Here is a 19,372-nt window from a genome sequence, read left to right on the forward strand (position 1 = left end):
TCAGACATTCACAAGACACGGCGAATAAGAACAATATAGAGAAGGAAAACGTCTTGACCCCACCGGCTTTAAATCCAGTATACACGACCTTTTGCCAGCAAATTAATAACCGTGACTTGCTTCTAGAAGCCATTCAAGAAGCGCGTCAACGTCATACTTTAAGTGTGTTAGATGAGTCGCAAATTGCAGTGCTAGAGCCGCTTTGGCTGTTAAGTGAATACTTACATCAGCAATGTGTGCGATTTCCTCATTGGTTAGATGAATTGCTTGTTTTAGAGCGTCTGTCCGAGCTGCCATCGTTAGCAGATTTGTCCTGTTCAACAAGGCCTTTGTTTAATGGCGAATCTGCCATTATTGAGCTGGATGAAAGTGCCATGATGTCACGCTTAAGGCTGTATCGGCAGTGGTGGATGGTGCGTTTAATCGCCTTGGATATACAGCAGAAAATTAGCTTAACAGAGCTTACATTGAGGCTTAGTCGGCTAGCGGATGTCTGTGTTAATGCCAGTATAACCTGGACTCGCCATCACTATAGTGGCTTATACGGCGATGCGTTAGACAGCGCTGGGCAGCCGCAATCGTTAATTGTCATTGGAATGGGAAAGCTGGGCGGTAATGAGCTTAATTTGTCGTCTGATATCGACTTAATTTTTGCTTTTCGTGAACATGGCGACACGCAAGGTGGGAAGAAAAGCCTATCCCACCAAGAGTATTTTACCAAACTTGGTCAAAAGCTAATCCAGCATTTGGATAAAATAACGGCGGAGGGTTTTGTATTCCGTGTCGACATGCGCTTACGTCCTTTTGGTCAATCTGGGGCTCTGGTGCTGAATATGGATTCATTGGAAAACTATTACCAAGATCAAGGTCGAGATTGGGAACGTTATGCGATGATTAAAGCCCGTGTGATGGCAGGTAATGGTCAAGACAGAGCTGAGTTTGAAATGCTCAGAAAGCCTTTTGTTTATCGTAAGTACCTCGATTTTGGTGCGATTGGTGCTTTGCGAGATCTGAAGAAAATGATTGCCAAAGAAGTGCGTCGCAAAGACATAGAGCACAATATCAAACTCGGTGAAGGAGGTATCCGAGAAGTTGAGTTTATCGTTCAAGCGTTGCAAATTCTTCATGGTGGGCGTGACAGTGGCTTACAGTGTCCTGCGCTATTAAAAGTCTTACCTTACCTTTCTGAGCAAGAGTATCTAACGGCCACAGAAGTAGAACAGTTGCATGATGCGTATCAGCTGCTCAGACGAACAGAGCATGCATTACAGGCGGTGAAAGATGAACAAACTCAGCTGTTACCAGATGATGAGTTAGAGCGTACTCGTATTGCTTTAATGGTTGGTTTTGATTCTTGGCAAAATTTGGATTCTGCCCTTTGGGAGGTTCGCCGTAATGTGCATGCTTTATTTTTGGAGCTAATCGATGATGGTGAAGAGACCAGTGAGGAGATAAAGGATCAAGATGTATGGCGTTTATTGTTGAAAAATGCCGAGGATAAAGAAGCCATTGGTGATGCACTTGAAGGTGTTGAGTGGCAAGAAAAAGAAGCGACAGTACAGGCGATTTCGGTTTTTTTAGCATCAAAAAATATTGTCTTTATGCAGCCGATTGGCCAAGAGCGTCTGGCGATTTTTTTTGCTATGTTTGTCGCTCAGTTAAAGCATGAAAGCTCGCCGGATTTAGTCGTAAACCGGGTATTGCCTATTTTAGAAGCCGTATTGCGCCGTACTGCTTATCTTGTTCTGTTGTGTGAAAACCCAACGGCGATTACGCACCTTATTCGTCTGTGCCGCGAGAGTGCTTGGTTTAGTGACGCGATTTCAGCGACGCCATCCTTGCTGGACGAATTGCTCGACGCTACGACGTTATTTTCGCCGCCGACGAAAAAAATGTTAGAAGATGAGCTTCAGCAAATCTTATTTCGCTTACCTGAAGACGATGAAGAAGCTCAAATGGATGCGATGCGTCGTTTTAGGTTATCCATTATTTTACGTATTGCTGCCTGTGATATCACAAATATACTGCCTATTATGAAAGTGAGTGATCACTTAACATGGTTGGCTGAAGTGTTGCTAGAGCAAGTTTTGCATCAATCTTGGCGCTATCTGACCGCAAAGCATGGTTTTCCAGTTAGCCATGGTGACGCTGCGATAAGACCTCAGTTAGCCATTATTGGCTATGGTAAATCGGGAGGTTGGGAGTTGGGTTATGACTCTGACCTTGATTTAGTCTTTATTCATGATGCCCAAGCAAATGGTTACACCAACGGTGATAGAAGTATTGATAACCTGACTTTTTATACTCGTTTGGGGCAGCGTTTGATTCATATTATTACCAGCTTTACTGCAGCTGGAAGATTATATGAAGTGGATATGCGGTTGCGACCTTCTGGCAACTCCGGATTGCTGGTGACACGATTAGAAGCGTTTCATGAGTATCAGCAAAAAGAGGCCTGGACATGGGAGCATCAGGCATTGACTCGAGCGCGTGCATTAGCGGGAGAGAGCAGCTTAAAAGCGAAGTTTGAAGCTTGCCGTCGAGCGGTGATTGGCGCTCAGCGAAACCGACAAGAATTAAAAGCCGAGGTGGTTAAAATGCGTGAAAAAATGCGCGCGCATTTGGATACTGGAGGAAAAGAAAAAGGCTTTGACCTTAAACAAGGGGCTGGTGGCATCATAGACATTGAATTTATGGTGCAATATTTGGTGTTGGCTTGGTCATCTCGATACCCTGAATTAATGGCGTACTCGGATAACGTGAGGCAATTAGAGGCTGCTGCGAAGGTTGGCTTATTGTCAGCAGAAAAAGCAGAAAAGATGATAGATACTTATACTTTATATCGATCTTATAGCCATCGCCTGACTTTGCAGAAACAAGGGCGTGTGGTGTTGGGTGATGCATTGATTACGAACCAATCGTTAGTTAATCGATATTGGGATGAATTTATCAATTCGCCAAGCCTATAGAGATGATCAAAAAACAGACGCTTAGCTGTCTGTTTTTTATTCAGGATTATTCTTTTTTGAGTGTTTTTTGACCTTTTTTCCCTGTTTTTGATCGTAAAATGATCAGTTTGTCGCTATAGTTAAATAATTGGTTGATTATTGAACTGTTCGGTGGCGCCCAACTGCGTCATTTTAGAATGGCTGAGGGAGGGGAGTTATGTCAGAAATTAATGGCGTGGGTGCAGCCTCAATGTCTTATGCTAAAGAAGCATATAGCGCAAATTTGAATAAAGATGTGATTGCGCACAGAGGTCAACAAGCGTTGGATTTACTAGAAAGTGCAAGTGCGGTTAGCTCCACACCAAGTGCCAGCAGTGGTAACCACATGACCACAGATAACTTAGGACAGAGTGTTAATATTCGAGTTTAGCGCTGTTCCCCCTAATGTGTTCTCCAAGGGGCTAGGTTAGTCAAAGAAAAAGCCTTCAATAACTCATTATTGAAGGCTTTTGTCGTTTTATAGTGAGCCTTTATGGTTAAGAGTTCTCTTCTTGTTTAGCTAGAAACTCTTGATCAACACTTGGCAATGGTTGGTCATTAATCGCAGCCTCGAACGCTTTCAAGCGTTTATGGATCGACAACAGCTCTACTATGGTAGTCCAGGAATTCACCAGGAATTGAAATGAGCTTTCTACTTGACCGAAGGCATTAGAAATACGTTGCATGATCCCCAGAGTAAAGGCACCTGCAACTATCGATGGGCCTAATGCAATCAGTGGTACTAATACACCGGCTTGCAAATAACCGTAACGCACTACGTTGAAGTACAAATAGTTGAAGTAGAGGCGGAAGTAGTTTTTACGCACATTCGCAAATAGCTCGGCTAATTTTGCTGGCTCAGCGCGGTCTTCAAAATCTTCACCATAGACCAATTCTTTTCGATAGGCGGCTTCTACTCGTTGATTTTTAAACTCAAGACCAGGTAAACGAATCCCTGCTACCGCTAACAATGTCGTGCCTATTATTGCCCATAAAATAGCGACAAACACTAAAGCCTGAGGAACTTCGCCAATAAATGGCAGCGTGGTAACGTAAGAAGACAGCCCCCAAAGCACGGGTAAAAATGCCAGTAGCGTCATAATCGAGTCTAAAAAGCGAACCCCAAGGCTTTCTACAATATTGGCAAAGCGCATGGTGTCTTCTTGAATACGTTGTGATGCCCCTTCAATTTGTCGAACTTGTTGCCATTTAGACGTGTAGTAATCATTCATTGCGGTACGCCAGCGAAACACATAGTGGCTAACGAAAAAGTTATTTAATACCGACACGGTAATCGCAACCAGAGCGATAATCGCAAAGGTCGATAATTGAGAGTAAAACTGAGTGAGTGTAATGCTATTAGGGGCGCTTAAGGCCTTTTGAATAAGATCATAGAAGCTACCGTACCATTCGTTAATCATTACGCTTACTTGGACTTGAAACCAAGTAATAAAGACGATTAACCCAGAGCCGATGACAGACCACTTCGCCCATTTTTGGCCGCCGTAAGCCACCCAAGCGCCGATAAAGAGGGCATAACATACCAGCATATATTGGTATAGCCAGACGTCCACGGCAAATTCTTGAGCGCTCGCAAATGCCATTTTGGCGGCCTGATCTGCATCTTGAGCTAAGGCGTCAGGAAAATGTACGCCAAATAAACTGCCGAGACTCAGCGTGCTGCCTAAATCTTGTACGGCAAGATACCAGCCTAATACACAGACAAGTGCCCATAAGGCAAAACTCAAAAAGAATAACTTAGGCTTCGGAAAAAAGGATAAAAACACGTTTTGTTCTCTCTTTGGCTAAAGGGGTTAACCTCGGGATAAGTAGTTGATCTACTAAAACTTGTCTAATAAGACTAGTTTGAAGCTTAAACTAGTCCCGAACGAAGAACAATCAAACTCCTATTCAAGAAGCTGTAAACAAAGAATAAAGTTGCGTAAAACTATTCACTTAATAGGCGTAGGGACAAAAAAGTGCATTGAGAATGTAGCAGGGAGGGAAAGTTGTGGACTAATAAAAAATCGGGCACTCCACAAAAGCGCAGCCCCGATTTTAGATATAAATAATTAACCCGTTGTTCGGGTTGATAATTTAAGCTGTTTTGTTGTCTGCAACGACTTTAGCAACGGCTCTTTCTAAGCGTACAAAGCCTTCCGCAATGTCTTCTTCAGGGATGATCAGAGAAGGAGCAAAACGAACAACATCGGCCCCTGCAACTAATACAAACAAGCCTTCTTTAGTCGCTTCAGTTAAAAACGCTTTTGCATTGCCTTTGAAGCTATCAGTGACTTCAGCACCAACCAATAAGCCCATACCACGAATGTCTTTAAAGACATGGTATTTTTCATTGATTGCCGTTAAACCAGCAACAAAAAGATCATGGCGCTTATTAACACCATTCAATACTTCTGGAGTGTCTATGATATCAACCACGGCTTCAGCAATTGCACAGGCCATTGGGTTGCCGCCATAGGTGCTACCATGAGTGCCGATTGCTAGGCTGGCAGCCACATCTTTAGTCGCTAGCATAGCGCCAACAGGGAAACCATTACCCAGGGCTTTAGCACTGGTCAGCACATCCGGTGTTACGCCTAATTGCTCATAGGCAAACAAAGTACCAGTACGGCCAACACCTGACTGAACTTCATCAAATACCAATAGCGCTTTGTGTTGATCACATAATTCGCGAACTTGTTTAGCAAACTCAAGATCTGCAGGAATAATGCCGCCTTCTCCTTGAATAGGCTCCATCACAACGGCACATGTCTTATCAGAGATTAGTGCTTTTAGCTGTTCAATGTTGTTGTAATCACAATGGCCGATGCCGCCAGGAGTCGGTTCAAAACCTTCTTTGTACTTAGGTTGCCCACCAACAGATACGGTAAACAAAGTACGTCCATGGAAAGACTTATTGAAAGCAACAATTTCGTTTTTTTCAGGACCGAAGTGATCGAATGCGTAACGACGAGCGAGCTTAAACGCTGCTTCGTTAGCTTCACCGCCGCTGTTACAGAAGAAGACGCGATCAGCAAACGTTTTTTCGGTCAGTTTTTTCGCTAGGCGTAGCGCTGGTTCATTGGTCATAACATTGGCTAAATGCCAAAGTTGACCCGCTTGCTCGCGCACTACATTGACTAGAGTTGGGTGAGAATGACCTAATGCTGTGACCGCGATGCCACCGGCAAAATCAATATATTCTTTACCTTCTTTGTCCCATACGCGAGAGCCTTCACCACGCACTGGAATCACTGCAGAAGGCGCGTAGTTTGGAACCATTACTTCGTCAAATGTTGCTCTCGTTACTTGTTCAGTCACTTTTATATACCTCTTAAAAATGGGCGGCTGCAGAACCAGCCGCCCTTTGGTTTATATCAGGTTTCTCAACTCGCGAATAGCGACAGTTACCATAGCAAGTGTGAGTTCGCTTTCTGTTTTGATTTCACTGAAAGTCGTTCTGTAATGCTTGATATTATCGTTATTTTGCTCGCGCCAGTAAGTCAGTCTCTCATCCAGTTCTTTGATCTCTGGGCTTGATTGAATCACTTCCTGAGTGAGGGTTCTGAGGCTGTTGTCTACTTCATCGCCAAGGCCTGCCTTAGCGCGACGTTGCCACATATCTTCTGCGGACAGCTCGAACACACTATGGCGTAGCCAATGCAGTTCTAAGTCCATCTCTAAAGCAAAGTAGGTTTGTGCGACATCCAATACTTCTTTCTCGGTATTGCTGGCAACACGAATGATGTCCAGACCGTAGAACAAGTAATGCAATGCAGACAGTTTTTCTGCCACTTCTGCTGGAATACCTTGCTCAGCCAATTCTGCGTTGATCTCAGCGAGATGGGCTTGACTTGGCTCTGTTAGGATCGCCTGCATGTTCGCTCGAATGATCTCAACACCTGGCTTATACGTATCTTTTAGGCGCTGAATAGACAAGCTTTCACGGGTGTTGCGAAGCAACCAAAGTGTCGTACGTTCAAGTAAAGCTTGAATGCGGATCAATAGGTTGTTTAGTACCTCATTGGACACCTGGAAGTCTAGATCGTTGATGGCATCCCATAGTGAAGGAATATCAAAAATGTCTTCCGCTGCCATGTAAGCACGAACCAGGTTAAGTGCAGACGCGCTGGTTTCTTCCTGTACATAGGTACTGAAAGTAGGCCCCATGCGGTTACCAAGGTTGTTAGTAACGTGGCCTGCAATGATTTCTTGCGCCAATGGGTGAGAAGCCATTTGATCGCCAAAGCGCTTGGTTAGCTCTTTCGGGAAGTACTGATGGATTTGAGTAATCAAATCAGGGTCTTCGCCAATGCCGTCTTCCACAAGCTGTTCAGAAAGCTTGATCTTAGAGTACGCCAAGAGTACAGAAATCTCTGGACGAGTCAGTCCTTGATTTTTGTTCAAGCGTTTTTTGATTTGTGAATCGCTTGGTAAAAACTCGATTTCACGATTCAGTCGACCTTCGCGTACCAAGGAAAGGATCAAACGCCAGTGATCGGTCAAACGCTCAGCAGACTGCGCGTTCGCCAATGATAAAACATGGCTTTGTCCTAGGTTATGGCGTAGTACAAGGTGGCCTACTTCGTCCGTCATTTGAGCCAGCAAAGTATTACGCTGCTTCTCAGTCATGTCGCCATTTTCAACCACACGGTTAAGCAGGATCTTAATGTTTACTTCGTGGTCTGAGCTGTCCACACCGGCCGAGTTGTCGATGGCATCAGTACTAATTAAACCGCCATTTTGAGCAAACTCAATACGACCACGTTGTGTTAGACCAAGGTTACCGCCTTCGCCGACAATTTTACAGCGCAGCTCTTTGCCGTTAACACGTAAGGTGTTGTTGCCGCTATCGCCGACATCGGCGTGTGTTTCACTCTCGGCTTTAACATAAGTACCGATACCGCCATTCCAAAGCAAATCAACCGGCGCTTTTAGAATCGCATTGATTAGATCGGTTGGCGCCATGGATTTCATATTGCCTTCGATACCCAGAGCTTTACGAATGTCCGCATTGATAGGGATGGATTTCGCAGAGCGATTAAAGATACCACCACCTTTTGAAATCAACTCTTTGTTGTAATCTTCCCATGATGAGCGAGGTAGATTAAACATACGTTGACGTTCTGCGAAGGAGCTAGCGACTTCTGGTGTCGGGTCAATAAAGATGTGCATGTGGTTAAATGCAGCGATCAAGCGAGTGTGCTCAGACAGCAGCATGCCGTTACCAAATACATCCCCTGCCATATCACCAACGCCCACGGCAGTAAAATCAGTGGTTTGGCAATCGATGCCGATTTCTTTAAATTGACGTTTTACGGATTCCCATGCACCACGTGCAGTGATACCCATTTTCTTATGGTCGTAACCATTGGAACCACCAGAGGCAAAAGCATCGCCTAACCAGAAGCCGTATTTTTCAGAAATGCTGTTGGCAAGGTCAGAGAAAGTGGCGGTGCCTTTGTCAGCCGCGACAACTAGGTATGGGTCATCTTCGTCGTAGCGTTCAACAGAAAGTGGGGCAACCACTTCGTTTTGCACTAGGTTGTCGGTAATGTCTAGCAAGCCGCTGATAAAGGTGGTGTAACAACGTACCACTTCTGCTTGAACTTCTTCACGAGAAGCGTTTTTCTTCAGTTGTTTGGCAACAAAACCGCCTTTCGCACCAGAAGGTACAATCACGGCATTTTTTACCATTTGAGCTTTTACTAGGCCAAGTACCTCAGTACGGAAGTCTTCCATACGGTCTGACCAACGAAGACCACCACGGGCAACTTTACCGCCACGCATGTGTACACCTTCAACCCAAGGTGCGTAAACGAATATCTCAAATTTCGGACGCGGTAGTGGTACCGCAGGGATCAATGAAGGGTCCAGTTTGAAAGAGACGTAGTCTTTGATCTCGTTATTTTCATCAGGCTGATAGAAGTTGGTACGAATCATTGCCTGAATCACAGAAAGGTAGTGCTTCAGGATTCGATCTTCGTCCAAGTTCGCTACTTGATCCAATTCAAGATCAATTTTTTCAAGTAACTTTTGGATTTTATCTTCGCGCTTAGCCGTCAGGCTAGGATCAAAACGTTGCTCGAATAATTGCACTAATAAACGGGCAATATTGGCGTTTTTCTCTAGGGTTTGCTGCATGTATTGCACAGAAAACGGTACTTGGAGTTGCATCAAGTATTTGGTTAATGCGCGCAGCATAGTGACTTGGCGCCAAGTCAAAGAAGCATTCAATACCAGGGCATTAAAACGGTCGTTTTCGATGCGGCGGCTAAAGACTTGATTAAATGCGTCTTGGAAAGCCACACGTTGTGCGTTCTTCTCAAGATTTACATCAGCATCAACACTGATAGCGAATTCTACAATCCAAGTGTTTTTGATGTCTTCTTCGTGATTGTCTAGTTCGTAAGGACGTGCTTCAAGTACACGCAAGCCCATGCATTCAAGAATAGGCAATACATCAGACAGTACCAAAGAGGTGCCTGAACCATAAACCTTGAAGAAGTAATTGTGCTTACTTTGGCCTACTTGGCGGTATAGATGGGTACTGATATCCCCTTCACCTGCCAATGAACTAAGACGTTCAATGTCTAATACGGCTGAGTTTGGAGAGAAGTCTTCACGGTAAGCCGCAGGTAGGTATGGTGCGTACTGTGAAAACAGAGTATTTCCAGCTTCTTCACCATTGCTTTTATGTAGAGCGGATAAAAGCTTGTCTTCCCATGAGCTCATCGCTTCTTGCATCTTACGTTGAATGTCTTCTTCGTCGATGGATGGGCTATTTTGTGGGTCTGCGATTTGAATCGTGAAGTTTACGCGAGCCAATACTAGCTGTGAGAACTGCACGTTGAATTCAGAGCTGGTGCCGTTGCAAGCAGTCATCAGAATGTCTTGCATATGCATACGCAATTCTGTGTTGTAGCGATCGCGAGGCACATACACCAAGGCATTTAAGAAGCGGCCATAAATGTCTTTACGCAAGAAAACTCGTAATTGGCGACGTTCTTGAATCGCTAAAATGCTTTCGATGGTATCGTAAAGCTCAGCAACTGGCGCTTGCAACATCTCATCACGAGGGTAGCTGTTTAGAATGTGCTTAAGGTTTTTGCCTTTGTGGCTGTTCGGGTCAACATTTGCTTGTTCAACAATATGGTTTAATTTCTTACGCAATAGAGGAATGTCTTGTAAACGCGCCACATAAGTTGCAGAAGAATATAAGCCGAAGAAACGCCATTCACCGATCACATTGCCTTTTTTATCAAAGCGCTTAACACCCAAGTAATCTAGGTGAACAGGGCGGTGAACCGTGGAAATAGCGGTCGACTTAGTAAGAATCAGCGCGTTGTTGTTGTCTACTGCTAGCTCAGCTAGTCGGTTATTAAGGACAATGTCACGCTTTACTTTTTTATCATTGATGTCGCGGAAGGTACCTAAACCAGAGCCATCGACCAGTTTTAGGTGGGCTTCGTCTTTTTCTGCGACTAGGTCATAAGCGCGGAAACCAATGAAGGTGAAATGGTCATTGGCGATCCAGCGAAGAAAATCAAGATTCTCTTGATGTTCTGCGTTATCTTTTAGGTGAGCAATGTTTTCAGATTCAGCGATAATCTCGCTCAATTTGCTCTTCATTGTAGGCCAGTCGCCCACAGCTTTTTTAACATCGATTAGACTGGTCAGTAATTCGTCTTTGATTTCGTCTAGTAAATTGATGTCAGATAGACGGTCGATTTCAAAGCGCATTAGTGCTTCGTTTTGCTCAATTGGGGCGTCTAAATTAATGTTTTGCAGCTCGCCTTTCTTATTGCGAATCGCAGGTACAACTGGGTGAGCCGTTAAATGGATAGTGTGGCCTAGGCGAACAAGAGCCATGTTAAAAGAAGACACTAAGAATGGCATATCTTCCGTTAAGATCTCGATCACGGTGTGTGTCGAATGCCAGCTGTGTTCTTCGTAGTTAGGGTTGTAAACGCGAACTTTTGGTTGAGAATTTGAGCGTTGTTGGATGAAATCCCAAAGGCAGACAATAGTGCCGTATAGGTTTTCAATTGACTCATTCACCAAGTCTTCCGTTAATGAGTCCTGGAAGTATAGGTGGGCAAGGTGAACAAGATTTTGAGCTTCACTGCTGCTGAAGTTGTCTCGTATCTCAGCTTCAATACGCTCGATTAATTCGGTTTTTTTGTTATCAGTCATTAGAACTCATCCTCATGAGTGGTGTTCTTTATAAAACTAGTTGTCATTGTTAGATCACGAAAGTGCTACTTCAGGACTGCCAAACGATTATTATGAAAACTTGCCTCCTTTGATAGGCTTGAAATTACGCAATTGCGACATTTAGTTCTCTTATTTAAAGGTTTTTCCGAAAAAGAGCTTGATTCAAACAGGAAAACCCTTTGTTATCCATTTTAAACGAAATAAACTTCTTTTTTACTCATTGATCGCAGGATAATAATTTGTACAAGAGTGAATTTGCATCGAGAGAAATCATGCAGGCGAGTAAAAAACCTCAAAAATACGGATTTTTGCTTCTCCCACACTATTCAATGCTCGGATTTTCATCAGCCATCGAAACCTTGCATATGGCGAACTGGGTGACAGGAAAAGAGTTATATCGTTTTTGCACCATAGGGCATGGTGTGAGTGAGATTGCCTCAAATACAGGGGTTACAACCCATACCGACTACACTACAGTCGATGCTCCGAAGGATTTAGACGCCATCTTTGTCTGTGGGGCCTCCCCAGTGACACAAAACGAAAGTCAGACTTTAGAAAATTGGCTAAAAAAGCAGGCTCAAAAGCAGGTTCACCTAGGTGGTTTATGCACAGGAAGCTATTTATTAGCCAAAGCAGGGCTGTTAAATGGCTATCGAGCGACCATTCATTGGTGGAATATAGCGAATTTGCGCGATGAGTTTCCCGATACCATAGTGTCGAGTCACTTATTTGAAGTAGATAGGGATAGGTTCACCTGTAGTGGCGGTACTGCGGCGATGGACATGATGTTGTTTTTGATTGGTAAGCAGCATGGCATGACGCTTGCTAGCACTATTTCAGAACAATTTGTCTGTGAGCGCATTCGTACCCACGATGATCCGCAAAGGATACCTTTGCAAGCGCGCATCGGCACCGGACAACCGAAATTGGTCGAGGCAGTGCAACTAATGGAGGCGAATATTCGTGAGCCTCTATCATCTGATGATATTGCTTACCACGTTGGGGTGTCTCGCCGACATCTAGAGCGCTTGTTTAAGCAGAATTTGAGCTCAGTACCTTCGCGCTATTACTTAGAGTTACGCCTACAGCATGCAAAGCAGATGCTGTTACAAACAGATAAGTCGATTACTGAGGTAGGTTTAGAGTGTGGTTTCACTACGGCCCCTCACTTTAGTACGACTTATAAGGGCTTTTTTGGACTATCGCCAAGGGCAGAACGAAAAAATCTGCAAATTAAAGTGGATCAACCTGATCATACGGACAGGAAAAAAAGACAATTATGGAAAAAATAATTTAAAATACAGGTTACGAGCTATTTTGATCTATGAGCACATTGCTTTTCCCTGCTCTGATAGCGGTAGGGTGTGCTTTCTCAGGTGCTATTTTCGTACTCGAAGATAAAAACGAAATATAAAAAGGTAATAAACATGTCGAAAGTCCCGGCTCTAGAGCTAATAGACATTCATAAAACGTTTGGGAATGTGGAGGTGCTTAAGGGAATCTCCTTAAAAGCCTATGACGGGGATGTTATTTCAATTCTTGGATCAAGTGGCTCAGGAAAAAGCACATTTTTACGTTGTATCAATATGCTAGAAAATCCCACTAAGGGCGAAATCATTTTTAATGGTGAGTCTTTAAACTTGGTGCCTAGTGGTAGTGATTTGGTTTCCGGCAACATGAAGCAGCTGACAAAAATGCGTCAGCAGATTGGCTTTGTTTTTCAAAGCTTTAATTTATGGCCTCACATGACTATCTTACAAAATGTGATGGAAGGTCCTGCTCATGTTCTTAAGCGCCCTAAACATGAAGTGATGGCTTACGCTGAACATCTTCTTGATAAAGTAGGGATAGCAGATAAGAAACATATGTACCCGAACCAATTGTCTGGCGGACAGCAGCAGCGTGTTGCTATTGCGAGAACGCTAGCGATGGATCCACAAGTCATATTATTTGATGAACCTACTTCAGCGCTTGACCCTGAGTTAGTGGGTGAAGTATTAGGTGTAATGCGTAATTTGGCTGATGAAGGCAGAACTATGCTGATTGTTACCCACGAGATGAATTTTGCTCGTGAAGTATCCAGTGATGTGGTGTTTCTTCATCAGGGAGTGGTTGAAGAACAAGGCGCTCCAAGTAAAGTGTTTGGATCTCCAGAGTCTGAGCGTTGTAAAGCATTCTTATCTAGTGTGTTTTAGCGCATTGTGCAGGCGATGTTGGATTTAAATAAAGTAAAAAAATAACGGTTCACTAAGGAATTTTTCATGAAATTAAAAACTATTATTATGGGCTCTGCCCTTTTTGTTGGTGCTGCACTGACCGGTGCCTCCGCGCACGCGGCTGATAAAATTCGTTTCGCAACAGAAGGAGCTTGGGCTCCGTTTAACTACATCGATTCTACTGGTACGCCACAAGGTTTTGATGTGGATATTGCGCACGCGTTATGTGCACAAATGAAAGCGGATTGTGAGATTGTGACCCAAGATTGGGATGGTCTTATTCCAGGCCTAAAAGTGCGTAAATTCGATGCGATTATTGCGTCTATGTCTATTACTCCAGAGCGTGAGAAAGTAGTAGATTTCACTAACAAATACTACTCAGGTGGATTGCGTTTCTTAGGTCGTACTGGTGAGACAGTTGATCTGAAAAATCTAGATGGTAAAACCATTGGTGCACAGCGTGCTACCTTAGGTGCACAATACCTAGAAGATAACTACTCTGGCAAAGCCAAGCTTAAATTTTACGATAACCAAGACAATGTTTACTTGGACTTAGTGTCTGGTCGTCTTGATGTTGTATTGTCTGATGAATTGCCGACTTATAACTGGTTAAAAACATCTGGTAACGGCGATAAGTTTGAGTTTAAAGGTGATGCCTTTATGAAGAATGATAATATCGGTATTGCGGTTCGCAAAGGCGATAAGTTGAAAGATAAGCTAAACGAAGCGCTAAAAGCAATTTTAGCGAACGGCACTTATCAGAAAATTAACGCTAAATACTTCCCATTTTCTATCTATTAATCGATAGAAAATCGACATACCCTTTAGCTCAATTACTGAGCTAAAGGGGTTGTTTCCTGTTTAATTCTGAGAAAAAAATATGATTGATCTTCATGGATTCGGTCATCAGCTGTTACAAGGCGCATTGGTCACCGTAGAGCTTGCTCTTGCCTCTTTAGTTGTTGGTCTTGTGCTCGGTTTATTGGGCGCCGCCGCTAAGTTATCGTCAATAAAACCCCTGCAATGGATTGCGAATATCTATACCACCTTAATTCGGGGTCTTCCTGAATTATTGACGGTATTGATTATTTATTTTGGAGCGACCACCGTCTTAATGTCGATTGCGGGTCTATTCGGGTATGATGAATACATTGAAATTGGTGCGTTTGCAGCAGGTGTGACAGCGTTGGGATTGACTTTTGGTGCGTACGCAACTGAAGTATTTCGAGGTGCATTGCAATCTATTCCTAAGGGGCAGCATGAATCCGCTGTGGCGTTAGGAATGGGCACATTTCACAAATTCTATCGAATTATTTTGCCACAGGTTTGGCGTATCGCTTTACCCGGTTTAGGCAACTTATTTTTGGTGCTGCTAAAAGACACCGCATTGGTTTCTGTGGTGGGTTTAGAAGATATTATGCGCAAAGCAAATATCGCTGTGAGTAGCACAAAAGAAGCATTCTTGTTTTATCTTGTGGCAGCGATTATGTATTTGGTTTTAACCATTGTCTCTATGGGGGTGGTTTCTTATCTAGAAAAGCGCGCTCGTCGTGGCTTAACAAGAGGGTAAACGATGGATTTTTCAGTAGTTGTAGAATACTTCCCTCGTTTATTAGAAGGGACCTGGGTTAGCATACAATTGGTTCTCTTATCAATTGTATTGGGTGGTTTGTTTGCTTTGCCAATTGCACTTGCGCGGATATCGCCAGTGCTTTGGATTCGCTCGCTGCCTTTTGCTTACATCTTCTTTTTTCGTGGTACACCTCTGCTGGTGCAGATTTTCTTGGTTTACTATGGTGCTTCACAATTTGATGTTGTGCGGGAGAGTGTCTTGTGGCCGATTCTGCGTGAGCCATTTTGGTGTGCGATTATTGCTTTCACCTTGAATACCTCAGCTTATACCGCTGAGATCTTTCGTGGTGCTATCCAGGCAATTCCACCAGGTGAAGTGGAAGCCTGTAAAGTAGTCGGCATGTCAAAAACACAAATGTATCGTCGAGTATTATTGCCACGGGCATTTGGTATCGTACTGCCAGCTTACGGAAATGAAATTATTTTGATGCTCAAAGGCAGTGCCTTAGCCAGTACCATTACGATTTTAGATCTTACTGGAATGGCGCGAACTATCATTGCGAGAACTTATACGCCGATTGAGATTTTTCTGGCGGCCGGTGCAATTTATTTGCTAATCAGTATGGTGATTATTGCTATCTTCCGTCAGGTTGAAAAGCATCAGAACCGTTATTTGGGGTCTGTTTCAATTAAGGTCCCAGATAAGGGGTAGGGTTAGAACTTCGCATTGGGTTATGTCATAGCAAAATAAAAAAGAGGCCTAGGCCTCTTTTTTGTGTTTTTGATGGGGAAACAGGGGAGTAAGTGTGTTCGCTGCTTATAATGCCCCTGCCAATTTAACTCAGTGGTTAAATGGCATCAGCGCCCGTTTCACCGGTACGAATGCGGATGATCTGCTCGATTTCAGTAACAAAAATCTTACCGTCACCAATCTTGCCTGAGTTGGCACTGTGCTGGATTGCTTCAATAGCTCTATCTACTTGATCAGTGTCTACAGCAAGCTCCAATTTTACTTTTGGCAAGAAATCGACAACATATTCGGCGCCTCGATACAGTTCGGTGTGGCCACGCTGGCGGCCAAAACCTTTAACTTCCGTGACTGTGATGCCACTAATACCTATCTCAGACAGTGCCTCGCGGACTTCATCCAGTTTAAAAGGTTTGATAATGGCGGTGATTAACTTCATTGTTTTTCTCCATACAAATAAATATGCATTGTTTCCGTAAAAATAACACTCTCTTGTGAAACTCGCTACTCAGGAATAGGTTATGGTCTATATTTGTTACTCTGAAGAGGGATGTTTCGAGGTGTGCTATGCAAGACAGCGACTGCTTTTTGGTCTTTGAAGCCAACATAGACCGTTTTATGAAAGGATTGAAGAAAGGGCTTTGGCGAGCTGCTGGCTTGCATTTTCGCCAGTTATCAACACCACAGAACTTGGTCAGCTTTTCTGTTTGGGATGGCGACATAGCAGTGCAGCTGCGTTTTGTTGTGATTGCCTTGGGTCATAATCAGGCATTGGGGCGTTTGTCATGGCTTGATAAAAAAGGACTGGATCACGTTTGTTGTTTCGTCAACGATGACTTCCAATGCGTCGCACCGGTTGCAAATGGGGTATGGCGAGCACAAAAGCAGCGTGTGGGAGAGGTGTGTCTGCGGCGCTTACAAGAACTGAAAGCGGGCTTGTTGTGAACTGGCTTGCGATTTAAGTTTGGTTAGCCGTGCTCTAAAAGCCACCTGAGTCGGTGGCTTTTTCGCAATTATCAATTGGCGTTAATCTAGACCATTCAAAGTGTCGAGGTCATCATAGCTTTGTTCATGGTATTTGGCGCCCAATTCATGCACCGCATCGATCAGGTATTTAGGCTGCTCTGGATTGACGAATTGATGGATGCCGTGGCCTAGGTTGAACACATGTCCTGTGCCATGGCCAAACCCTGCTAAGGTGTTTTCTACTTCGCGTTCGATCACCGCTTTGTCTGCATACAAGACACAAGGGTCAAGGTTTCCTTGCAGTGCGACTTTATCGCCCACTCGAGCTCGAGCTTCAGCCATGTCTGTTGTCCAGTCCAATCCTAGGGCGTCAGGTCCTGTTGCAGCCATGTTTTCTAGCCATTGGCCGCCATTTTTGGTGAACATGATGACGGGGACTTTTTGGCCTTCATGGGTACGAATTAGACCATCCATGATTTGTTTCATGTACATTAAAGAGAACTGCTGATACATAGGGCCACTCAAAACACCGCCCCAAGTATCAAAAATTTGTACTGCTTGGGCCCCTGCTTTTATTTGGCCGTTAAGGTAGTCGATAACCGACTTTGCCAGTTTATCCAGCAGTGCATGAAGCACTTCAGGTGTTTGATACATCATGGCTTTAATATGGCGAAAGTCTTTACTTGAGCCGCCTTCAACCATGTAGGTAGCCAATGTCCATGGACTGCCAGAGAAGCCAATTAAGGGAACGCGTCCATTCAGGGCGTGACGAATCGTCGTGACTGCTTTCATCACGTAATCTAGGTCGTTAGCTGTGGCAATGGGGAGGGCATCCACATCAGCTTTGGAGCGAACTGTGTGCTTGAATTTTGGGCCTTCCCCCGTCTCAAAGTACAGACCCAAGCCCATTGCATCTGGAATGGTTAAGATATCTGAAAAGAGAATGGCCGCATCCAGCTCATAACGCTCTAAAGGTTGTAGTGTGACCTCACAGGCAAAGGCGTCATTTTTGCACAGACTCAAAAAGTCACCAGCAGTGGCACGGCTCGCACGGTACTCAGGTAGATAGCGGCCAGCTTGGCGCATCATCCATACTGGTGTTGTATCAACAGGCTGCTTGAGTAGGGCGCGCAAGAAGCGATCATTTTTGAGCTCAGGAAACATTCAGACTCTCCGATTAGTTCTTTGTTGGGTACAGTTTACCTAACTTGTTTAGTAAAAGTAGATCCAATAAATACAATTTATGACAACTTGCCTTGAAAATGACAAAGACATTGATTTATCTCATTCTTTTTAATGGCTTCAGTGATTTTTAGTCGCCCACATAGCGCCTCAAGCTGTGTACTTGAACCCGCTGTAGTGCCTGTTCAATTTCTCCAGAGGCGTGCAAGTCACTCAGTACTTTAGGGAAGGCGGCTTTGGTTTGAGAGACACTCATACCTGGTTTAAGGTGTGGCGAATACAATGCTTTTAGTAGGATGTAGTCAAGTGGGCTGAGGTAGGTATCAACACTGACGTCATTAAAGATAGAAGGAAATACATCATTGGAGTCGTTTGGTAGACCGAGTGTTTGAGTTATCTCCTCGACTACGCAGTCCAATAGACGGGCTTTTTCTCTAGCGTAATCCACCGGAATAATAATCACAGCTCGCGTGATTTCTGAGCGCTTATTGAGGCGGAAATTACCAAGGCAAACGGCTTCATTGATGGCTTTACGAATTTTATCTGGATTGCCAATATAACGGCGTACTTTATCTTCAAGTTTTTGGTAGGCGGTAAAAATGACTAAGATGCCGGCATCTTTTGCTTTAGGAGTAAAAAAAATAGGGTGATCAGTAATGTAAGCTAGGTGTTTTATCTGCACATCTAATAGCTCATGCTGTAAATCTGCATCCCCATAATCGCTTTCAAAATACACTTTTATGGGGTTCTCCCAGCGAATCAGTTTAGGGTGTTTGATTTCTCTGTATTCGCGCTTTAAAGCAATTTTGATAAAGCTTTGTTCGATATAAGCATCTGTCTGCCAACGTTCTAGAGCAATGGCTTGGCGACTAAAAAGCACAAGCAGCAAAAGAATAAGGCTAAATAGGGTCGCTTGGCTGTGGCGCAGTAAGTTTATTAGCATAATGGCGTAATGCGTCCAAAGAATCAGGAGTAAAAAGCAAGTTGTCGGTGTTTTCTAATATGTAATTTATGCTCATTTCATGGATCGATGCCACTTCTTTTGCTTGCAAAGTCAATGGTCCATCTATTTCTTCATCATAGCAGCAGGTATAAATTTTTCCCCAAATTTTAAAGCCTTCACCTTGCGTGAAAAAAACGCCTTGCGAGGTAAGTGTTAAGTCGATCCCTAGCTCTTCTTGAAGTTCACGATGAGCGGAGTCCAGATAGGACTCACCACTGTCCACCACTCCGCCAGTTGAGATGCCATAGTAACCTGGGCAGAAGGCTTTATTATCGGTGCGCTTTTGGACGATTAGGTTGCCCTTATTGTTGAAGACTAGAATGTAGGTTACACGATGGTAATCTTTACCGAAGTCCATCAAACGGCGAGGCGTTTCACCAATAACTGTGTTGTCTTTGTCCACTAGGATGATGATTTCTTCGGCGGGCATAAAATTCTCAAAAGGTTTAAAGGGGCTATAGGTAAGCGATTTATGTAAAGG

Annotated in this window: 15 protein-coding genes; 8 read left to right on the forward strand and 7 right to left on the reverse strand. The window is 43.9% G+C overall.

From position 1 onward, the window contains the following. Window positions 1–53 precede the first annotated feature (53 nt). Window positions 54–2,969 carry a bifunctional [glutamate--ammonia ligase]-adenylyl-L-tyrosine phosphorylase/[glutamate--ammonia-ligase] adenylyltransferase gene (gene glnE / locus DFP81_RS11150; RefSeq protein WP_115897870.1) on the forward strand — a complete coding sequence of 972 codons (2,916 nt, stop codon included), beginning with the start codon at window positions 54–56 and terminating at the stop codon, window positions 2,967–2,969. Between the two features lie 196 nt (window positions 2,970–3,165). After that, window positions 3,166–3,378, forward strand: a complete 213-nt coding sequence (locus DFP81_RS11155; protein ID WP_115897871.1) for a hypothetical protein — start codon at window positions 3,166–3,168, stop codon at window positions 3,376–3,378. Between the two features lie 106 nt (window positions 3,379–3,484). Here DFP81_RS11155 and sbmA read toward each other — a convergent pair whose 3' ends face one another. The 3 genes from sbmA to DFP81_RS11170 all read right to left on the reverse strand — a co-directional run bounded on the left by sbmA (window position 3,485) and on the right by DFP81_RS11170 (window position 11,183). Then, window positions 3,485–4,774 carry a peptide antibiotic transporter SbmA gene (gene sbmA, locus DFP81_RS11160; protein ID WP_115897872.1) on the reverse strand — a complete coding sequence of 430 codons (1,290 nt, stop codon included), beginning with the start codon at window positions 4,772–4,774 and terminating at the stop codon, window positions 3,485–3,487. Between the two features lie 310 nt (window positions 4,775–5,084). Beyond that, window positions 5,085–6,308, reverse strand: a complete 1,224-nt coding sequence (locus DFP81_RS11165) for an aspartate aminotransferase family protein (RefSeq protein ID WP_115897873.1) — start codon at window positions 6,306–6,308, stop codon at window positions 5,085–5,087. Window positions 6,309–6,359: 51 nt separating this feature from the next. Beyond that, window positions 6,360–11,183, reverse strand: a complete 4,824-nt coding sequence (locus DFP81_RS11170) for an NAD-glutamate dehydrogenase (protein ID WP_115897874.1) — start codon at window positions 11,181–11,183, stop codon at window positions 6,360–6,362. 293 nt (window positions 11,184–11,476) lie between these two features. On the opposite strand from DFP81_RS11170, the gene DFP81_RS11175 reads away from it, so the two are divergent. The 5 genes from DFP81_RS11175 to DFP81_RS11195 all read left to right on the forward strand — a co-directional run bounded on the left by DFP81_RS11175 (window position 11,477) and on the right by DFP81_RS11195 (window position 15,704). Beyond that, a complete protein-coding gene (locus DFP81_RS11175; protein ID WP_115897875.1) occupies window positions 11,477–12,496 on the forward strand; it encodes a GlxA family transcriptional regulator in 1,020 nt (339 codons plus the stop codon). A 135-nt stretch (window positions 12,497–12,631) separates the two neighbouring features. Further along, window positions 12,632–13,399 (forward strand): ABC transporter ATP-binding protein, encoded by a 768-nt coding sequence (locus DFP81_RS11180; RefSeq protein WP_115897876.1) that lies wholly within the window; start codon window positions 12,632–12,634, stop codon window positions 13,397–13,399. Between the two features lie 66 nt (window positions 13,400–13,465). Continuing rightward, on the forward strand, window positions 13,466–14,221 hold the full coding sequence (locus DFP81_RS11185; RefSeq protein ID WP_115897877.1) for a transporter substrate-binding domain-containing protein: 756 nt from the start codon (window positions 13,466–13,468) through the stop codon (window positions 14,219–14,221). A gap of 79 nt (window positions 14,222–14,300) precedes the next feature. Beyond that, window positions 14,301–14,990: an ABC transporter permease gene (locus DFP81_RS11190; protein WP_115897878.1), complete on the forward strand. Its 690-nt coding sequence runs from the start codon at window positions 14,301–14,303 to the stop codon at window positions 14,988–14,990. 3 nt (window positions 14,991–14,993) lie between these two features. Then, window positions 14,994–15,704: an ABC transporter permease gene (locus tag DFP81_RS11195; protein ID WP_115897879.1), complete on the forward strand. Its 711-nt coding sequence runs from the start codon at window positions 14,994–14,996 to the stop codon at window positions 15,702–15,704. 136 nt (window positions 15,705–15,840) lie between these two features. Here DFP81_RS11195 and DFP81_RS11200 read toward each other — a convergent pair whose 3' ends face one another. Beyond that, window positions 15,841–16,179: a P-II family nitrogen regulator gene (locus DFP81_RS11200; RefSeq protein WP_115897880.1), complete on the reverse strand. Its 339-nt coding sequence runs from the start codon at window positions 16,177–16,179 to the stop codon at window positions 15,841–15,843. Between the two features lie 128 nt (window positions 16,180–16,307). On the opposite strand from DFP81_RS11200, the gene DFP81_RS11205 reads away from it, so the two are divergent. After that, window positions 16,308–16,685 (forward strand): hypothetical protein, encoded by a 378-nt coding sequence (locus DFP81_RS11205; RefSeq protein WP_115897881.1) that lies wholly within the window; start codon window positions 16,308–16,310, stop codon window positions 16,683–16,685. Between the two features lie 81 nt (window positions 16,686–16,766). Here DFP81_RS11205 and hemE read toward each other — a convergent pair whose 3' ends face one another. The 3 genes from hemE to DFP81_RS11220 form a co-directional block, all read right to left on the reverse strand. Further along, window positions 16,767–17,870, reverse strand: coding sequence for a uroporphyrinogen decarboxylase (gene hemE, locus DFP81_RS11210; protein ID WP_115897882.1), 1,104 nt, complete (start codon window positions 17,868–17,870; stop codon window positions 16,767–16,769). Between the two features lie 148 nt (window positions 17,871–18,018). Next, window positions 18,019–18,831, reverse strand: a complete 813-nt coding sequence (locus DFP81_RS11215; protein WP_115897883.1) for a DUF2927 domain-containing protein — start codon at window positions 18,829–18,831, stop codon at window positions 18,019–18,021. After that, window positions 18,788–19,321: an NUDIX hydrolase gene (locus DFP81_RS11220; protein WP_115897884.1), complete on the reverse strand. Its 534-nt coding sequence runs from the start codon at window positions 19,319–19,321 to the stop codon at window positions 18,788–18,790. The genes DFP81_RS11215 and DFP81_RS11220 overlap by 44 nt, the downstream gene beginning before the upstream one ends. Between the last annotated feature and the right edge of the window lie 51 nt (window positions 19,322–19,372).

This window comes from Marinomonas pollencensis, from assembly GCF_003387375.1.
GTDB classification, from domain to species: Bacteria; Pseudomonadota; Gammaproteobacteria; order Pseudomonadales; family Marinomonadaceae; genus Marinomonas; species Marinomonas pollencensis.

Excerpts from the sequence above, each read along its gene's own strand:
- hemE (WP_115897882.1), bottom strand. The coding sequence starts at position 17,870 with ATGTTTCCTGAGCTCAAAAATGATCGCTTCTTGCGCGCCCTACTCAAG.
- DFP81_RS11155 (WP_115897871.1), top strand. The coding sequence starts at position 3,166 with ATGTCAGAAATTAATGGCGTGGGTGCAGCCTCAATGTCTTATGCTAAA.
- DFP81_RS11180 (WP_115897876.1), top strand. The coding sequence starts at position 12,632 with ATGTCGAAAGTCCCGGCTCTAGAGCTAATAGACATTCATAAAACGTTT.
- DFP81_RS11175 (WP_115897875.1), top strand. The coding sequence starts at position 11,477 with ATGCAGGCGAGTAAAAAACCTCAAAAATACGGATTTTTGCTTCTCCCA.
- DFP81_RS11190 (WP_115897878.1), top strand. The coding sequence starts at position 14,301 with ATGATTGATCTTCATGGATTCGGTCATCAGCTGTTACAAGGCGCATTG.
- DFP81_RS11195 (WP_115897879.1), top strand. The coding sequence starts at position 14,994 with ATGGATTTTTCAGTAGTTGTAGAATACTTCCCTCGTTTATTAGAAGGG.
- DFP81_RS11200 (WP_115897880.1), bottom strand. The coding sequence starts at position 16,179 with ATGAAGTTAATCACCGCCATTATCAAACCTTTTAAACTGGATGAAGTC.
- DFP81_RS11185 (WP_115897877.1), top strand. The coding sequence starts at position 13,466 with ATGAAATTAAAAACTATTATTATGGGCTCTGCCCTTTTTGTTGGTGCT.
- DFP81_RS11170 (WP_115897874.1), bottom strand. The coding sequence starts at position 11,183 with ATGACTGATAACAAAAAAACCGAATTAATCGAGCGTATTGAAGCTGAG.
- DFP81_RS11205 (WP_115897881.1), top strand. The coding sequence starts at position 16,308 with ATGCAAGACAGCGACTGCTTTTTGGTCTTTGAAGCCAACATAGACCGT.
- DFP81_RS11215 (WP_115897883.1), bottom strand. The coding sequence starts at position 18,831 with ATGCTAATAAACTTACTGCGCCACAGCCAAGCGACCCTATTTAGCCTT.
- DFP81_RS11220 (WP_115897884.1), bottom strand. The coding sequence starts at position 19,321 with ATGCCCGCCGAAGAAATCATCATCCTAGTGGACAAAGACAACACAGTT.